At 40.8% G+C, this 17057-nt stretch carries 12 protein-coding genes; 7 read left to right on the plus strand and 5 right to left on the minus strand.

Translation table 11 applies throughout. The features are described 5' to 3' along the window. The first annotated feature begins 4 nt into the window (after nt 1–4). Both D3P12_RS02720 and D3P12_RS02725 read left to right on the plus strand, forming a co-directional pair. Nucleotides 5–1654 carry a PspC domain-containing protein gene (locus D3P12_RS02720; RefSeq protein WP_118193551.1) on the plus strand — a complete coding sequence of 550 codons (1650 nt, stop codon included), beginning with the start codon at nt 5–7 and terminating at the stop codon, nt 1652–1654. A 43-nt stretch (nt 1655–1697) separates the two neighbouring features. Next, nucleotides 1698–2996, plus strand: coding sequence for a UDP-N-acetylmuramoyl-tripeptide--D-alanyl-D-alanine ligase (locus D3P12_RS02725; protein WP_118193552.1), 1299 nt, complete (start codon nt 1698–1700; stop codon nt 2994–2996). A 61-nt stretch (nt 2997–3057) separates the two neighbouring features. Here the strand turns inward: D3P12_RS02725 and D3P12_RS02730 are convergent, their stop codons facing one another. From D3P12_RS02730 to D3P12_RS02745, 4 genes are all read right to left on the minus strand, one after another. After that, on the minus strand, nt 3058–4557 hold the full coding sequence (locus tag D3P12_RS02730) for a RagB/SusD family nutrient uptake outer membrane protein (RefSeq protein ID WP_118193553.1): 1500 nt from the start codon (nt 4555–4557) through the stop codon (nt 3058–3060). A 17-nt stretch (nt 4558–4574) separates the two neighbouring features. Beyond that, nucleotides 4575–7673 carry a SusC/RagA family TonB-linked outer membrane protein gene (locus tag D3P12_RS02735; RefSeq protein ID WP_118193554.1) on the minus strand — a complete coding sequence of 1033 codons (3099 nt, stop codon included), beginning with the start codon at nt 7671–7673 and terminating at the stop codon, nt 4575–4577. A gap of 234 nt (nt 7674–7907) precedes the next feature. Next, on the minus strand, nt 7908–9335 hold the full coding sequence (pyk, locus tag D3P12_RS02740; RefSeq protein ID WP_118193555.1) for a pyruvate kinase: 1428 nt from the start codon (nt 9333–9335) through the stop codon (nt 7908–7910). Between the two features lie 76 nt (nt 9336–9411). Then, nucleotides 9412–9831 (minus strand): IPExxxVDY family protein, encoded by a 420-nt coding sequence (locus D3P12_RS02745; RefSeq protein ID WP_118193556.1) that lies wholly within the window; start codon nt 9829–9831, stop codon nt 9412–9414. Between the two features lie 167 nt (nt 9832–9998). Between D3P12_RS02745 and D3P12_RS02750 the strand changes: the two genes are divergently transcribed. From D3P12_RS02750 to rnc, 3 genes are read left to right on the plus strand one after another with little or no spacing between them, the layout of a single operon-like run. Then, entirely contained in the window at nt 9999–10235 is a 237-nt protein-coding gene (locus D3P12_RS02750) for an acyl carrier protein (RefSeq protein WP_118193557.1), read from the plus strand. 26 nt (nt 10236–10261) lie between these two features. Further along, complete coding sequence (fabF, locus tag D3P12_RS02755) at nt 10262–11515, plus strand: beta-ketoacyl-ACP synthase II (protein WP_118193558.1); 1254 nt, start codon at nt 10262–10264, stop codon at nt 11513–11515. A 13-nt stretch (nt 11516–11528) separates the two neighbouring features. Then, nucleotides 11529–12278: a ribonuclease III gene (rnc, locus tag D3P12_RS02760; protein ID WP_118193559.1), complete on the plus strand. Its 750-nt coding sequence runs from the start codon at nt 11529–11531 to the stop codon at nt 12276–12278. Here rnc and D3P12_RS02765 read toward each other — a convergent pair. Then, nucleotides 12272–13552, minus strand: a complete 1281-nt coding sequence (locus tag D3P12_RS02765; RefSeq protein WP_118193560.1) for a replication-associated recombination protein A — start codon at nt 13550–13552, stop codon at nt 12272–12274. The two genes, rnc and D3P12_RS02765, sit on opposite strands and share 7 nt — an antisense overlap. A 137-nt stretch (nt 13553–13689) precedes the next feature. Here D3P12_RS02765 and D3P12_RS02770 point away from each other — a divergent pair, with 137 nt between their 5' ends. Together D3P12_RS02770 and D3P12_RS02775 are read left to right on the plus strand one after the other, a co-directional pair. Next, nucleotides 13690–14790, plus strand: coding sequence for a tetratricopeptide repeat protein (locus D3P12_RS02770; RefSeq protein ID WP_157970241.1), 1101 nt, complete (start codon nt 13690–13692; stop codon nt 14788–14790). A gap of 139 nt (nt 14791–14929) precedes the next feature. After that, nucleotides 14930–17056 (plus strand): carboxy terminal-processing peptidase, encoded by a 2127-nt coding sequence (locus tag D3P12_RS02775; RefSeq protein ID WP_245977368.1) that lies wholly within the window; start codon nt 14930–14932, stop codon nt 17054–17056. Nucleotide 17057: the final 1 nt, after the last annotated feature.

Below are 17057 nucleotides of genomic sequence, written 5' to 3' on the forward strand. Positions count from 1 at the left end.
AATCATGAATAAGACGATTATAATAAACATTAACGGGATCATCTTCCATATTGAAGAAGACGCCTATGAGGTTTTACAAACCTACATGACCGGTGTAAAAAAACACTTTGGTTATTCTCCTGATAGCAATGAGATTGTCAGTGATATTGAAAATCGGATCGCCGAGATGTTCACCGAGCGTATAACTCCTCAAAAAGCAGTCATTACGATGGAGGATGTCAACGAGGTGACCGCCCAAATGGGTCGTATCAGCGATTTCGAGGACTTTGATGAGAAGGGGGAGGAATATGCCAGTGACTATCAGGACTATTCGTATGACCCGGGAAGACGCGGTCTTTTTCGTGATCCCGATGATAAAGTGCTTGGTGGGGTGTGCTCAGGCTTGGGTCACTATTTTGACATCGAAGCGAAATGGGTACGCTTAATCCTTCTTTTATTGTTTTTATTTGCCGGATCCGGTCTCTTGCTTTACTTGATACTATGGGTAGTAATGCCGATGGCGAGAACCCGTGCTGATAAAATGTCGATGCGAGGGGAAGCGGCTAATATTCACAATTTTAAACGGAACTTTGATGAAGAGATGGAGGGTCTTCGCCGAAATTTTACCGCGGCCGGTCAAAGAATAAGCCCCGGCCTTAAAAAAACGGCTCAAAAAACGGGAGTTGTACTTGAACAAGGTGTAAGCCTGGTTGTAAAGATTATCGGTATTCTGGTAATTATTGCGTCCGTACTTGGTCTGGTAGCTGGCTTTATCGCTTTGTTTGTCTTTTTAGGCGTGTCTAACGGTGGATATTTTGGTGATGATTTCGCTCCGGCACTCTTTGTTGACCCAGCATACTATCAACCGCTTGTATGGGCAAGCTTCATCGCCGGCGCGATTCCTTTGCTCGCATTGATACTCCTGTCGATCAGAATGATTTCTTCTGTCAAAATCAGTAAGTATCTTGGCTATTCTCTATTAATTCTGTGGATCGTATCAATCGGGTTTGTAATCTATTACAGTACGTTGATCTCGGTTGATCACTCGTTTGACGGTAAAGTCGTGGAAACGGAAACACTTCAGGCAGATAGCATTTACTTTCTTACCATGAACGACGTGACGGCAGTAGCCAAAAAAAGCAACTCCGATCCGCGGGTAAGAAGAAGGGTTATGAATATTACTGACGGGGAATGGTCTAAACAGATTCAACCGCGAATCTATATCAACAAGTTAACTTTTGGTGACACGGCAACGATCAACAAAAATTACGGTGCGGAAGGCAGGAACTTTGATATAGCAACGGCCAGGGCGCAGAAAATCGTCTACAACGTAAAGCAGGAAAACCGGAAGATCGTGTTTGACAGTCATGGCTCGATCGGTAAAGGCGAGCTTATACGCGATCAGGAAATATGGGTTGAGTTGAACGTTCCGGTAGGAACCCGGTTGATCATCGATGAAAATGTTCAGCATCGGATTTACAACTTACCAGACGACAATGTAGACAATGATGACTTTGATAACCGCAGTTATTATCCGTCTGAATGGATTATGACTGCCAATGGTCTGAAATATGTGTCTAAAGCTGTCAGTTCGACCATCCCGTTGCCGACTGACTCCATTAATGTACAAAATGATACAACGCAAGTGGCAATTGATACGCTAATTAAAAATTAGTGCTTACTTTTACTGAACTCTCTAATGGGTCAAATTAAGAAGCATGCAGTTAGTCGATATCTATAAGATTTATTTAAGTCATCCGAAAATATCAACCGATACAAGAAAGATTGAGTCTGGCTCAATCTTTCTTGCGTTAAAAGGAGCGAATTTTAACGGAAACGAGTTCGCAGATAAAGCACTGGAACTGGGTGCAGCGTATGCAATTGTCGACGAGGAGAAATATAAAACGAATGAGCGCATCATTCTGGTGCAAGATGTTTTGAAAACACTACAGGAGTTAGCGAGATATCATCGGGATCAATTGAATATTCCCGTAATCGGCATTACAGGCACAAATGGGAAAACAACCACCAAGGAGCTTATTTACAGTGTTTTAAAAGAAAAATATCACTGCTTTGCTACGCAAGGCAATCTGAATAACCATATTGGGGTACCACTCTCCATTTTGTCTATTGACAAGAAAGTCGAGATCGCTGTGATCGAAATGGGGGCAAATCATATTGGTGAAATTGCATTTCTATGTTCGATAGCCAAACCCAGTTACGGTTTAATAACCAATGTGGGCAGGGCTCATCTGGAAGGTTTTGGGAGTTATGAGGGGGTTAAGAAGGCGAAAGGAGAACTCTATACTTGGTTGAGTGAGCATCAGGGAACGCTGTTCATACAACAAGATAATCAAGAATTAAAGGGAATGGCTGAAACCTTACACTTTAAAGAGCGAATAGGTTACGGCTACTCAGAGGATGCGACGGTTTCTGGTAAACTGGTCGAAAACAATCCGTTTTTAAGGCTGAAATGGATATTTAAGGGTCAGGAAAATACGGTGTCAACTCAGTTGACCGGTGCATATAATACTGAAAATATTCTGGCAGCTATCTGCATCGGTAGTTTTTTTGGTCTGACCGTACAGGAAATTAATCAGGGAGTTGCCGGCTATCAGCCACAAAACAATCGCTCACAGATTCTTAAGACGGATTGTAACACGTTAATCTGTGATTATTATAACGCCAACGTCAGCAGCATGAAAGCGGCACTAGAAAATCTCCAATCTATCCAGACCGGTCTAACCAAAGTCGCCATTTTAGGTGACATGTTTGAATTAGGGGACGACTCGTCAGAAGAGCATAAAAAACTAATCGACGAAGCATTGGCTGTCAGCAACTTAAAATGCATTTTTATCGGACGCGCTTTTGCTGAACATCAATCTGGTAAAGCGTTGTTTTTTGAAACTACAGACGCAGCAGCTGAATGGATCCGCCAAAACCCACTTAGGGATAAACTCATTTTGCTGAAAGCCTCACGCGGAATGACTTTTGAAAAATTGATTGATGTCTTGTAAAAAAACAGCCTGTGAAAAAGAAAACCCACAGGCTGTTTTTATTTAATGGGCTGTCAATTGATTAATTGTAGCCCGGATTCTGTGTTAGCTTATCATTTTTAACAATCTCATCATAAGGGATAGGAAATAAGGCATGATGAGGTTGAACATTTTTTGCTCCGTCTTCACTGTCAACTGCTATCTTCTGGATTGCGTCAACTAATTTACCCCAGCGACTTAAATCCCACTTTCTCTGGAACTCGCCAACAAACTCCCTTGCACGCTCTTCCATGATCACCTCTCTCATTTCTTCTTGATTTAAACTACCGCCAACTACCAGTAAATCTGCTTTGGCTCTTCCTTTGATCATATTGAGATAGGTTACGGCCTCGGCAGTATTTCCTAATTCATTTGCAGCTTCGGCGAGAATCATGATTATATCGGCATAACGAAGAAAGTAGAAGTTTTTTTCACTTGCAGTGCGATTAGCCGTTAGGTCCCAAAATTTAGGCCCGAACCATGGGCGGTCATCTTTAGAGCCTCTGTCAAACTCTTTCCCATTAAATCCCCAAGCGAGAGAAACCTCGCGGCGCTCATCCTGATCTTCATAGATGTTGATCATATATTGTGTGGGATAAAACTGTGGATAAGACTGTAAAATAGTTGAACCAAAATTAACCCCGGCGTAGGTACCTCCGGAAGCATCGCCCGTTGGAAAAAACCAAGTATAAAACGAATTAACAACGAAATTCTGATTGGTTTCTGCGCTTCGTTTGTACTGGATTTCGAAAATCGACTCCTGATTATTTTTGCTCTTGTTGTAGGGATCGAAAAGATCAGCGTAATGTGGCAATAAGATGTATTCCCCATCTTTCACCTGTTTGGCTGTATCATGAGCCTTCTGCCAGTCGCCATTAAACAAATGAACTTTTGCGAGTAGTGTCAAAGCGGCACCTTTTGTCGCTCTTCCTATGTTATTCGCATCATAACGTAGTGGAAGAGAAGCTACGGCTTCTTCTAAATCCTGAACCATTTGTGCCCGTACCTCTGCTAGGGGTGTGCGTGGGAGACTAGATACTTCTTCGATTTTAAGCTCATCGGTCCACAAAGGCACATCGCCAAATGTGTTGGTTAGAATAAAATAGTATAAAGCTCTTAAGAACTTATTTTCACCTAACAACTGGCTTTTAACTTCTTCATTTATTGAAGATGCAGCGATACGGCTAATAACAAAGTTAGCGTCTTTGATAGCTGCATACGAAACCCGCCAAACTGCATGGCTATTGGCCTCTGTCGCTGAAGAAAAGTTGTAATCCTGAATGGCATCCACTGTTGCACTTCCCCCTTGGTTCATAAACAAGTCTGTTCCTGCAAATGTAACAGCACGAAGTGCGGTTTGATCAAAGATTCCCGGTAAGTGACTATAAACCCCATTAGTGGCCTGCCGGCTCTGGTCTTCGGTTTTGAAAAAAGCATCGGGTGCGATTATACTCTGGGGATCTTCCACAAGTGTCTTTTCGCAACTTACACACATGAATAGGACGCTGATTAATGGTATGATGAAAAATTTACTCTTTAACATGATGATCTTTTTAGAAATTAGAAATTAACACTTGCTCCAATCGAAATTGTTCGGCTATTTGGGTACGCACCGTTGTCTTTTGCACGAATTGTGGAGCTTGTTCCTGCAGAGTTTACCTCAGGGTCGTATCCATTGTAATCTGTTAACAAGAATAAATTTGTTCCCGACAAAAAGATATTTAATTTCCGATCAGAACCCTTGAACACGGCCGGACTCAAATCATAGTTCAGCGTAAGTGACTTGAGCCGCAAGAATGATGAGTTTTGCAACAGATAGGTACTCGGTATATTATCTCTGGAGTTTACCGCTGGGATATCAGAGGTAGGGTTGTCTTCAGTCCATCTATCTTTCATATAAGTCATTTGATTCGTGAGGTACATACCAACGCCTGTGAAATACTGCATGCTATTCCACATGGTGCTACCATGCTGAAACTGAAGGAACATATCTAGCGATAAGTTCTTGTACCGCAGTGTATTTCCCCATCCTCCGAAAAACGGCGGGTTCGGCGTGCCTAAATAATGGTAATCATCTATGTTTAATACCCCATCGCGCTTATAGTCGTAATATTTCTGCTTTCCTGGTTGATAGAAGTTTGAAATAGAAACGTATGTGCGCTCTTCAAGCGGCTTAGCCAATTCTGCATCGATCTCTTCCTGACTGTGCCATACGCCAGCGTACTCTAAACCAAAATTAGCACCTACGGGAACCCCAACCTGTAGATAATTGGTCGTTGCACCGTAGCCTGTATTATCCAAAGCCACCATAACAAGAGGGCCAAGATCTGTCACCTCCTGATCGTTTGTACTAAGATTTAAGGACGTTGACCACCCGAAGTTTTTGTTGTTTACAATAGTCCCTCTAACCCCGATTTCAAATCCAGAAGAAACGGTCTTCCCGATATTGACTAATCGGCTTCCATATCCGGTTTGTGTTGGTGTTTGTACTGTCAACAGCAGATTTTTAGTATGCATGTTGTAGTAATTTGCGGTAACGTCCATTCTGCCAGAAAACAATTGGAAATCCAACCCTACGTTCAACTGTTTGGAGGTCTCCCATGTGAGGTCATCATTTGCAATGTTACCCTGTTTGTAACCGAGAGTCGGAACCCCGGCAAATACATAAGCTGTGGCATCGGCGGATAAGGTTGGAAGCGACTGGTAGTTGCTAATACCCTGGTTACCGGATAGTCCGTAACTTAAGCGCAAAGAAAGGTCTGTCAAAACTGACTGTGATACCGACATGTTCTGGAAGAAATCTTCTTCTGAAATTCTCCATTTAACTGCTGAAGAAGGGAAATAACCCCACTTTTCATTGGCAGCAAAATTGGACGCACCGTCATAACGATTGGTAACGGTTAGATAATATTTATTGGCGTAATTGTATTGTACCCGACCAATAAAGGATAGCTGCTTGTTTAATGTGTAGCCCGAGCTTATGTTACGCTGCTCTTGAGGGATGCTACCAAAGCTATTCCAGCGGACAATGTCATTGGTTAAACCGCCACCCCAAACATCCATCGAGTTGCTTTCAGATGTTTGATAGGTGAATCCTCCTAACAAATTCAAGTTATGCTCTCCGAACGATTTATCATAGGTTAGTGTGTTTTCGCTCAGGAGGTAATCTTGGAAACCGACGTCTCTTCTTGCATTTCCGAACTCGGCTCCACTAGCAACATAGGACGGCATGTAAGACGGGATATATTGATAGTAATTACTATTGCTCAGATTAACTCCTAACGACGTTTTAAAATTCAGCCCTTCAAGTAGTTCATATTGGGCATATACGCTACCCAATAGATCATTGTAGGTTGTGTAGGCTGTTATCAATTCAGCAGAAGCGAGCGATGTGTTAACAACACCGCCGCCGAAGTATGCGATGGGGTTAAAACTGGAAGGCGACCCATCTGGGTTTCGTGCCGGCATGGTTGGCGGCAATGTGATCATTGAGCTTTTCCAGCCTGCAGTTGTTCCGAGGTTTACACTCGAACTCGGTTCTCTTTTATATCTCGCGATATTCATGTTAAGTCCCATTTTTAAACGAGTTCCGATGTTTTTCGCTAAATTTAAGTTTGCCTGATAGCGCTTGTAAGATGAGTTGAGAACTACACCTTTCTGATCAACGACGTTCCCCGAAACACGGTAGGTAAAGTCTTCGGAACCACCTGACAGGGCTAAATTAAAATCAGAGTATTCTCCGGTTTGGAAGATCTCTTCTTGCCAGTTTGTACCTTCAGGACCGGTAATGGCTAAAATGGAATCAACATTTGGATACAAGGGCTTTTGACCTTCATCGATGTAGGCCTCGTTCACAAAAGAGACGAAGTCTTCAGCTCCCATCATATCGACTAATTTTGGGACGTCGGAAATACCATGAGTTGCAGAAAATGAAATCCGATCTTTCCCGGCCTTCCCTTTTTTGGTTGTGATAATGATAACACCGTTAGAGGCTCTTGAGCCATATATAGCTGCTGATGAGGCATCTTTGAGAACATCGATGCTTTCGATATCGGCTGGGTTGATGGTATTGAGGTCACCCGCACCTACAATTCCGTCGATAACATATAGGGGTTCATTAGATGCGCTTACCGACCGACTACCACGTATACGAATAGTCGTACCAGCACCCGGTGCACCCGTGCTCGAGGTCACCTGTACCCCGGCAGCGCGACCTTGCAACATCTGATCTACACGTTGTACGGGTATCCCGTTTAAATCATCGCCATTTACAGAAGAAACGGCTCCGGTTAGGTCTCTTTTTTTAACTTCTCCGTAACCAACGACAACAACCTGCTCTAGAGAAGAAACCTGAGGCTCAAGAACAACAACATGTTCCTTACCTTTATTTAAAGATACTTCTTTTGGTGCGTAACCGATAAAGCTGAATACTAAAATGGCTTCGTCATCTGAAGTACTTACGGAAAAATCTCCTTCAGCATCAGTCGAAGAAGAAGATGCGCCCCCTTTTACACTTACGCTTACACCCTGAAGAGGCGCACCTGCTTCATCTAGCACCTTACCGATAATGGCGTCCTGAGACTGAGCAGAAAGAGGAAAAATAAATAATGAAAATAGAAACAAAAGAACACTACATCGAATGTTGTAATTTTTAGTCATAAGAAATTGAGTTGATATTTATAAGTAGTGATATGGATGATTGCATTAAACCAAATTGGAAGTTACCGTTACACGTATTAGATAAATCACCGGCAAATAACGGGAACTTAAAGTAAAGCTATGGTTAAAAAAGCGTTATCAAATTACTTCTTATGCTGGGGGGGCTATAAACAGAAAATGCCCCTGTATTTATCATACAGAGGCATAAAAAGAAAATGAATTTATTTGAGGCAGTTAAATTGCTGCTACTTTAATCATATTGGTTTTTCCTTTTTCTTCGATCGGGATGGAAGCTGTATTTACGACAAAATCACCTTTGTTAATCAAGCCTTTCTCCAAAAGCACATTATTTACATCCTTAATGGTAACGTCGGTACTTTCATAACCATCGTAATAAAAGCCCGTTACACCCCAAACCAAGCTTAAGGTATTCAATAAAGACGTGTTCCCGGTAAATATATAGATATTCGATTTCGGGCGATGACTTGAAATCTCAAAAGCTGTATAGCCCGAAGATGTCATAGCCACGATTGCATTAGCAGAAATTTTTTCAGCTAAAAATACCGACGAACTACAAATATGGTCAGGAACTAAACTAGCCTGGTCAGGCTTAGTTACTTTTTCCGTGAAGTATGGATAGGAAGTTTTTTCTACGTGGGTAATAACTTTTGACATGGTCTCGATTACAATTTCAGGAAATTCACCCACCGATGTTTCACCGCTCAGCATGACAGCATCCGCGCCATCCAAAACTGAGTTAGCTACGTCATTAACCTCCGCACGGGTTGGGCGAGGCGTAGTAATCATACTTTCGAGCATTTGTGTCGCAATGATTACAGGTTTGGAGGCGTCGCGGCATTTCTGTACGATAATCTTTTGCAGTCCGGGAACTTCTTCCATAGGCATTTCGACACCCAGATCACCCCGCGCAACCATAATACCATCAGAAGCCTCGATGATAGCATCAATATTTTCAATTGCTTCAGGTTTCTCAATTTTAGCAATGATCCTAGCTGTCTTGTTTTGCTCTTTGATATGCTTACGAAGCAACTGGATATCTGCAGCTGTGCGCACAAAAGACATCGCTACCCATTCGACATCAAAGGATAAAGCAAAGTTAAGGTTATCAATATCTTCTTCAGTTAGTGAAGGGATCGATATTTTGGTATTAGGCAGGTTTACACCTTTTCTTGAAGTCAGCACTCCGCCATGCACAATCTCACACTCAACTGTATCTTTTTGGTTTGAAGAAAGAACTCGAAGTTGGATTTTCCCATCATCTAACAGGATAATCTCATTTTCGGATACATCATTCGGGAAATTATCGTATGTGATGTATATATGTTTCTCATCACCGATTTGTTCGTTAGTCGTAATAGTTACCTTTTCTCCATTTACCAAGAGGGCTCCGCCTTCTTTCATTTTCCCGATTCGAATTTTTGGTCCTTGCAAATCGGCAAGAATGGAAATCGGCACATTTGATTCATCAATAATTTGTCGGATAGTCTCGATAGCATTTTGGTGATCTTCCTGGCTACCGTGAGAAAAGTTTAAACGGCACACATCAACTCCTAAAGCAATCATCTTGGACAATGTATCTTTGTTCGTGGATGCTGGACCTAATGTGGCCACAATCTTAGTTCGCTTTTGAACCTTATTCATATATCTTAAATCTTAGTGTCTAGTTTACAGTATTTTACACTTCATTAGTGTTGTTTATACACCTAATAATAAGTCGCTAAAATACGAGATTTTCTTTGGATTTCAACTTTTCAGGGTCAATTTCGGTAGCGACAACCACATCAGGAATACTATTTAACGACTTATGTAAGTTTTTCAAATCCTCTTCATCAATAAATTCTTTAATAATTAAGAAATAATCGGATCCCCGAAGTTCGGGGAGTAAGTAACCTGACTCAATACTTTTGTTCCCGATCAAATAAAATTCGGTTCCGGTACTTTCACTTATGTATACATATTTCGTAAAAAAGAGTGAAGTTGTGCTCGACATCCAAGTTTCATGATCACCTGTTTTCTCCAAATTGAGACCAGTATGTTTGTTTATATAGTAGCAAAGACGGTAGTCTTTAAGGGGACAAGTGATCGCAATTAATAGAAAATCAAGATCAATTTCGTATTTTAAGATGATTTTATTCAATTATCTTTCGTATTTTCACACGAAGATAATAAAAACAAAATTCATTATTAATTGATTAATAGATATATTTAGTATCAAAACTATTGGTAAAAATTAAAAAGATTTGATATGTGATATAATTTATTTTTCTTTGCATTTGATTTATTAAACATTAAACTATAAAAATCATGTCTGATATCGCTTCAAGAGTAAAAGCAATTATCGTTGAAAAATTGGGTGTTGACGAAAACGAGGTTACACCAGAGGCTTCATTCACAAATGATTTAGGAGCGGATTCTTTAGATACCGTTGAACTAATCATGGAATTTGAAAAGGAATTCAACGTTGCCATTCCTGATGACCAAGCTGAAACGATCAGCACCGTAGGTCAAGCTGTGACCTATTTAGAAAAGAATGTAAAATAACTAATCCATTAAGCCAAAATTCATACATGGAGCTTAAAAGAGTAGTTGTAACTGGGCTCGGTGCACTTACTCCAATTGGTAATACTATTCCAGAATACTGGGATAGTTTGGCAAATGGAGTGAGTGGCGCCGCTCCAATCACTCGTTTTGATGCTAGTAAATTTAAGACCCGTTTTGCTTGTGAAGTTAAAGGATTCAATGCTGAAGACTTTATGGACCGGAAGGAAGCACGGAAACTGGACCCTTTTGTTCACTATGCGTTAGCCTCAACTGACGAAGCAGTTAAAGATGCCGAGTTAGATTTTGAAAAGCTCGATACGAATAGAATCGGCGTTATCTGGGGTTCGGGAATAGGAGGCCTTAAAACATTCTTAGACGAAGTAACAAACTTCTCCAATGGTGATGGGTCACCACGGTTCAACCCCTTTTTTATCCCAAAGATGATTTTGGATATCGCTCCTGGACACATTTCCATGAGATATGGGTTACATGGACCAAATTTTTCAACCGTCTCTGCATGTGCTTCATCGACAAATGCACTTATTGATTCTCTCAACTACATTCGCTGTGGTTATGCTGACATGATTATCAGCGGAGGATCCGAAGCCATTATCAATGAGGCTGGTATAGGCGGTTTTAATGCAATGCATGCACTTTCAACCAGAAATGACGATCCTGCAACGGCTTCCCGTCCGTTCGACAAAGACCGCGACGGTTTTGTGGCGGGGGAGGGTTCTGGAACGATCATTTTAGAAAGCTTAGAACATGCAAAGGCTCGGGGAGCCAAAATTTATGCTGAATTGGTAGGCGGAGGAATGAGTGCTGACGCTCACCACATCACAGCATCTCACCCTGAAGGGTTAGGCGCACGCTTAGCGATGACAAATGCGATGCGCGATGCACACATTTCAACAGATGACATTGACTATATCAATGTTCATGGTACATCTACACCCGTAGGTGATATCAGTGAGACCAAGGCCATTATGGACTTGTTTGGGGAACATGCTTTTGAACTGAATATCAGTTCGACGAAATCGATGACAGGTCACTTGTTAGGAGCAGCAGGCGCGGCAGAATCAATCGCTTGTATATTAGCAATTGCCAATGGTGTTGTTCCTCCGACAATCAATCATTTTACAGATGATCCGGCTTTGGATCCGAAATTAAACTTTACGTTTAACGAGGCGCAAAAGCGAGATATTCGGTACGCGCAAAGTAACACGTTTGGTTTTGGCGGTCATAATGCCTCTGTTGTCTTTAAAAAATATGAGGAGTAAATGATGTAGGGCTATGCCTTTTTCTAAAATCTATAAACTTCATATTTCCTCAGAACGCGAATATTTTCGAGCTTTAAAAAACTTACTGGGATTTGTGCCTGGAAACATTCGACTTTACCGAATGGCTTTTAGACATAAGTCAGCCGCTAGTATCATCAAAGAAAATGAAAATGCCAAAAACAGTAATGAACGGCTGGAATTCTTAGGTGATGCTATTCTGGGATCAGTCATCGCGACACTTCTCTTTAAAAAATACCCATTCAAGGGCGAGGGCTTTCTCACTGAAATGCGATCTAAGATTGTCAGTCGGGCAAACTTAAACATCCTTGCAAAAAAGTTAGGATTAAATGAGTTAATAGAGTACGATATGCGCATGTTGGGTTATCCGCATCGGCAAAGCTCTCTCTTAGGGGACGCTTTTGAAGCGTTAATCGGTGCAGTTTACTTGGATCGGGGGTACAAGAGAACTCAACTGTTTATACTCAATCGCATTATAGAGCCTTTTGTAGACATACAGATGCTAGAAAACACGGAAACTAATTTCAAAAGCCGACTTATTGAATGGTGTCAACAAAACAGTAAAGAAATTCAGTTTATTAAAGTAAAAAATGACGAGGAAAACCAATCTCGTTTATTTACTGTAAATGTTCTTATCGATGGAGAGGTGAAGGGCATCGGTCAGGATTATAACAAAAAAAACGCGGAAAAAATTGCTGCAGAAAAAGCTTATGAAGGGCTTACGGATCAGCAACTCCCTCAGTAATTGTATTTTCCTTTCCAATTTTTTTTCAATTTTTCCCTTAGCTTATTCTCCGAAGGATTTGTACTTGGTTCATAAAGCTTTGTATTAGCGATCTTTTCCGGCATAAATTCTTGAACGACAAAGTTCCCCTCATAAGCATGCGAATATTGGTAATCTTTCCCATAGCCAATGTTTTTCATCAATTTTGTGGGTGCATTTCGTAAATGAAGAGGTACTGGCAGGTCTCCGGTTTGACGAACAAGCGCCTGAGCCTTATTAATTGCCTCATACGATGCGTTGCTTTTTTCACATGACGCCAAGTAGGTTACTGTTTGCGAAAGAATAATTCGCGATTCAGGCCACCCAATTACAGATACAGCTTGAAAACAATTGTTCGCTAATAAAAGAGCGTTGGGATTTGCATTCCCGATATCCTCTGAGGCGAGGATCAATAAACGACGAGCTATGAATTTTGGATCCTCCCCCCCTTCGATCATTCGCGCTAACCAGTAAACCGCCGCGTTCGGATCGCTACCACGGATAGACTTGATAAAGGCAGATATAATATCGTAATGTTGCTCTCCGGACTTATCATAGAATGCCAGATTTTGCTGTACTAGTTTTAATACAAGCGCATTATCAATCGGGTAAGCTCTAGCATCATCAGCATTGGAAACGAGCTCCAATAAATTAAGAAGCTTACGTGCGTCCCCGCCCGATATCCGCAGTAAAGCGTCGTATTCTTTAATTGCTATTTTTTTATTTCGCAGGCTTTCGTCTTTTTCAATAGCAGTGTTTAGAAGATGGATCAAGTCACGCTCTTCGATGTGCTTTAAGATATAAACTTGACAGCGTGATAATAAAGCGGATATCACTTCAAAAGACGGATTTTCTGTCGTGGCTCCAATTAGAGTTACTAATCCGCTTTCTACAGCACCTAAAAGTGAATCTTGTTGCGACTTTGAGAATCGATGTATTTCATCAATAAATAGTATAGGTTGCTCCGTTTGAGCAATTCGGATAGCCTTTGCCTTTTCAATTACATCTCTGATATCTTTTACTCCCGCATTGATGGCACTCAAATTGAAAAAAGGACGCTTTAAAGTTTCTGCGATAATGTGTGCCAAAGTAGTTTTTCCGACTCCGGGTGGACCCCAAAGGATCATCGAGGGGATGTTATCATTCTCGATCGCACTTCGTAATACCGCATTGGGGCCGACAAGATGATCTTGTCCGATATAGTCATCAAGTGAGCGAGGACGTAATCTTTCTGCTAATGGTGGTAGAGTTGCCATCTATGAACAAAAGTAATTATTTTTTTCAGATGACGTGACTATGGGTTCTCAAAACAGAGCATGGAAAAATTTGCATTATATTTGCAAAGAGTTTATAATCACAATAAAGAATTAGGTTTAACAAAGAAAAGATGTGTATGAGAAAGGGACTATGGATGTGCGGACTGTTATTGTTTCTGTTTTCGGGTTTCGAAAGCCATGGTCAAACCAAGTTGAACCAACCGTCAAAATATAATGAACAATTTTCAGGAATCGGCCCGAAAGTTTATATTTTACCGCCACCGAAGACTAAAATAGAGATTATTCAAGAACAGTATTCTGATAAAAAGAAAGAGCAAAGTGAATTGTTGTCATTGATAGATCGGCTTCAATTATTTGAAAAACTAAAAAGAATTGACAACGGAAAGCTTCCCGGCAACATTACAAAGGATACATCTATTGTGAGTCGAGAAGAGCAGGTATCGGCAGTGATTGTCTATTATAAGCAAGCCAATAAGCTCGATTCTGTTTGGTCTTGGCAAAATCATTTGGGGATTATCAAGCTCCTTAAAGGCGAACATCAGGCTGCTCGCGACTTATTCGCAGCAGTCTTAAAAGAGTACCAATACCTCAGTAATGAGTCAAAAAGCATCGCTATCCTTAATAACTTAGCGATTCTGGAAAACAACGCCCAGAAGTATGAAGCTTCCCTCAGGTATTATGATGAACTGATTCAGTTGGCAAAGGCAAACCGGGACATTCTTGCGGAAGCTCTATACACGTTATCCGTGGCCAATATTGAAGCGCAGATGGGCAATTATCGTGCAGCACACAACTTAGTTTTGACACGTAGTTTTCCTCTTCTTCAAAAAACAAGAAGTTATCCTAACATTGTTACAGCACTGAACACATTAGCACTAATCAAGGAAAACGAGGAAAAGTATGTGGAAGCAAAATGGATCTATTTGCAAGCGGTGGATGTAGCGACATTACACAATGATGAAAGGGGACTGGCTCAAAGTTTGTTCAGGATAGCTGAGTTAAAAAACAAAATCGGAGATGGAGCATTGGCCATAAAAGATTACAAACATGCAAAAGAACTAGCTTCCAAGCATGGTATGGATGCCATGCTTGTTGAGATCGAAGATGGAATAGGTGATGCTTATTTGAATATGGGCAAATATAATGAAGCCGCTCTAGCCCTAAATTCGTACAATATTTTAAAGGTCGAATTTATCAATAAACAAATCCTAATGTAAAAAGATTAATATCTAGTTTTTAATCTTTTTATAATTATTAAAGGCTTCCACGAAAAGTGGATTTTATTTTGTTAATTTACAAGTAAGAGCTTTATAAATTTATCAAGTTTATAGAATGAGTTACAAATCATTTCAAGAAATGTTAAAAAAAGTATTTTTAGCCATATTTATCGCTGCGGCTATTTCATGTAGTGCAGGTGCGCGGGTGGATTTAAATGGGGAAGGACCGGGGACGCTTAAACCGAACGCAGCGCAGGGTGTTATCGCCAAAGATTTGGTGAGTTTGTTTGAGACTGTGCATTATAAGAAGGTTCCCTTCAACGATTCACTTTCGTCAGAGATTTATGATGTATATCTAAAAACATTGGACGAAGGCAGGAATTATTTCTTAAAAAGCGACATAGAAAGTTTTGAGCAATACCGTCCCATTTTATTAAAAGACCTTACGGATGGCGACTTGAGTGCCATGTTCCATATATTTAATGTCTACCAGAAACGCTATCTAGAACGCCTTAACTATGCTGTCTCATTAGTAGATAGTGATTTTGACTTTACAAAAGATGAAGAATATATCTATAATAGGAAGGATGAGGACTGGTTTAACTCACAAGAAGAAGCGGAAGAAACATGGCGGAAACGTGTTAAGTACGATATGTTGGTTCTGAAAATTCGTGAAGAGGATGGAAAAGAAGATAAAGAGAAACGTGTTAAAACACTAACTGACCGCTATAACAACTTGATTTCACAAGCTGAAAAATATAATAATGATGATGCATTTCAAATTATCATGAATGCATTCACCGGGGCTATTGATCCGCATACCAATTATTTTAACCCTTCATTCGCACAAGCATTCAATGAAGATATGGCGCGAACATTTGAAGGGATCGGTGCGCGGTTAATGATGGACAATGAGGTTGTCAAGATTTCCGAGATATTGCCGGGTGGTCCAGCATTCAAAGATAAAACACTACAGGTTGATGACCGTATTATAGGGGTAGCTCAAGGGGATGAAGAATTTGTTGATATTATTGGGTGGCGTCTCGACAATGCGGTTTCTAAAATTAAGGGGCCAAAAGGAACGGAAGTTCGCTTGAAAATTATCCCAGCGGGACAAGAATTAACTTCTCAACCAAAAATCATATCGCTTATTCGAGACAAAATTGTGATGGAAGAAACATCCGCAAAAAAAGAAATAAGAAATATCACAGGCGATGATGGTAAAACATATAAAGTAGGGGTTATTAAAGTTCCAGGATTCTATATTGACTTTAAAGCTTACAACGCGAAAGATCCTAACTATAAGAGTACGACGCGAGATGTTAAATTAATTTTAGACACACTTAAACAAGAAAACGTTGATGCTGTTTTAGTTGACTTGCGCGGAAATGGAGGAGGATCACTTATGGAAGCTATCGAACTAACAGGCTTATTCATAAAAAGCGGCCCGGTTGTACAAGTTCGAGATACCAGAAATCGCATTGAAGTGGATAGTGATGATGATCCAGAAATTTTATGGGACGGGCCTATGGGTGTCATGATCGATCGGTTCAGTGCCTCAGCATCAGAAATATTCGCCGGTGCTATACAAGATTATGGACGGGGTGTGATTATAGGCACACAAAGCTACGGAAAGGGAACAGTACAATCAGCGATCGACATGGCTCGTGTTATTAGTCCTGCAAATCGTTTGTTATTAAAAGCTCAAAGTGCTGATAGTGGTTCCATACGATCTATGGGATCTGAAGACGCGCCTGCATTCGGGCAAATTAACATCACCATGGCTAAATTCTATCGAATTAACGGCAGCAGCACGCAACATAAAGGAGTAATTCCAGATATCGAGTTCCCGATGATCTATCCAGCTGATAAATTCGGTGAAAGCTCAGAGCCTGCAGCCTTACCTTGGGATCAGATAAATGCAACAAAATACTCTGAAGTCGCTGACCTAGGAAGTGTAATCGATAGTTTGAATATCAAACATGAAGAACGCATGAAGACCTCGTCTGAGTATAAAAACTTATTGGAGGATATTGCCTATCTGAATAAACGAGAAAGCGAGACCAGTGTCTCACTACAGGAAGCGAAGTTAAAAGCTGAACGGGCAAAAAATGAAGAACGATCGAAAGCAAGACGTGACGCTCGTAGATCATCCTTAGGCTTGCCCGTCGGTGAAGAAGATGATGAGTCGAAAGAAAAAGGGGTAGACTTAATTGAAGATGAAAGTCTTAAGATCATTGCTGATATGATCCAGTTTACTAGCTAGA

This window comes from Pedobacter indicus, from assembly GCF_003449035.1.
GTDB lineage: Bacteria > Bacteroidota > Bacteroidia > Sphingobacteriales > Sphingobacteriaceae > Albibacterium > Albibacterium indicum.